The sequence below is a fragment of the Kitasatospora sp. NPDC049285 genome (assembly GCF_040678815.1).
GTDB lineage: Bacteria > Actinomycetota > Actinomycetes > Streptomycetales > Streptomycetaceae > Kitasatospora.
The window spans coordinates 1-1,649 of sequence record NZ_JBFAQR010000143.1 but is presented as its reverse complement, the minus strand read 5'-3'; the positions used below and the strand labels follow the sequence as shown (position 1 = coordinate 1,649).

General features: G+C 69.7%; 1 protein-coding gene. It reads right to left on the bottom strand.

The genetic code is table 11. From position 1 onward, the window contains the following. Nucleotides 1-1,649: hypothetical protein (locus tag AB0K51_RS34780; RefSeq protein ID WP_363462290.1), on the bottom strand; the 1,649-nt coding region annotated here is incomplete at both ends.

Sequence of the window (1,649 nt, the reverse complement as noted above, 5' to 3'; positions counted from 1 at the left end):
GCCGACGGCCCGTCAGCCGCCGCGGCTCCACCACCCTCGGTGCGGGCCCGCACACCCGCCGCGGACTCCGCCGACACCTCCCCAGGCCGGGGCTGGTACCCGGTGGTGTCGCCCTCCGTACGGGGCCGGGTCGGCTCGGCGAGTTGGGCCCGCGTGCTGAGGGACGGCTCGTACCGCCCGGGGCCAGCGGTCGCGTCGCCACTGGTCTTGATGTCTCCGCCGTTCAGGGCGTCGTGGATGGCCTGCTGGTCCGGGTTCTCCTCGCGGGCCGTGTCGCCGGTGCCGGTCTTGTGGGTGAAGAGGTTGACGATGGGGGTGTCGGAGCGCAGGTCGAAGCCGGAGAACGGGTTGGAGAAGAACCACTTGGCCAGGTCCTTCGCGCTCTGCCCCCACGACTCGTCGCCGTCGTGCCCACCCGGACGCGGCACCGGGAACGGGGCAGGGTTGCCGGTCATGTTCGCCAGGAACGACACGAAGTTAAGCGGGTGGAGCAGCCCGAAGTACTTCGCGCCGTCCGGGTTCTCACGCCACTGCCGCTCCCGCAGCCAGTTCTGGTACCGGTCGAACAACGGCTCGAAGGTCTTGTGCAGGACGTGACCGAACGCGCCCATCGCCATCCCCGAGAAGAACGAACCCGCACTCGCCGTGAACTCGTGCTCATCCGTCCAGAACAGCTGGTACCCGAGGTCCGACGCGACGTTCTGCCCGCCCTCCTGCAGGATCTCCCCCAGCGCATGGCCCAGCTGGAACAGCGCGTTGCCGTGCAGCGGATGCTCCGCCGTGAAATGCCCGAACAACCTCGCGAAGCCGCCCACGCCCTCCTTACCCGCGGACGCCGTGAACAGGTCGGGGAACTCCCGCGCCATCCGCGACAGCGGCCCGCTGCCGGCGAGATCACCCAACGCCTGCGCCAACACCCCGCCCAGATGCGCGTGGTCCGCGCCCACATGCCCCCAGTTCCGCGCGAACGCGTCCCCGAACCCACGCCCGATACCATGCGCCTCCGCCCGCAACGCCGCACCACCCGCGGCCCCCACCAGATGCTCCTCGAAGATCCGACCCATCTTCCGCGCGAACGCGTCCGCGATCGTCCCCTCACCGAACCGGACGAACCCCGCCTCCAACTGCTGCACCGAAGCGCCCAGCAGATGACCCACCGACTTCGCGAACTCCTGCCGCGCCGACGCCGAATCCAACATCCCCGCCAACCGCGCGACATCCCGCTCCACCCCCCGCACGGCCGCCCCCGCGCCGGCGGACAGCGACTTCGACACCACACCCTTCGCGTCCCCGCCCACCACATGCCCCACCACGCCCGGCACGCCCTCCAACGCCGCCCGCGCGTCGTTCAACCCCGCCGCCAGCACGTGATCGAGCCGCTTCGACAGGATCGACGACGAATCCTTCCCGATCAGCCGCCCCACCACCTTGCCGAACGCCTGCCCGAACAACTCCAGCGGACCCGCGAACAACCCCTCCAACGAACCCTGCTGGAACGACTGGAACGTCGACGCCCCATCCCAGCTGTCCCGGTGATGCGACGCCAACTGGTAACTCTGGATCGCCGCGTCCATCGCCAACCCGCCCATGATCCCCATGAACGTCTGCGACGCGATCTGCCGCACCAACCAGAAGAACAGGTTCCGCAA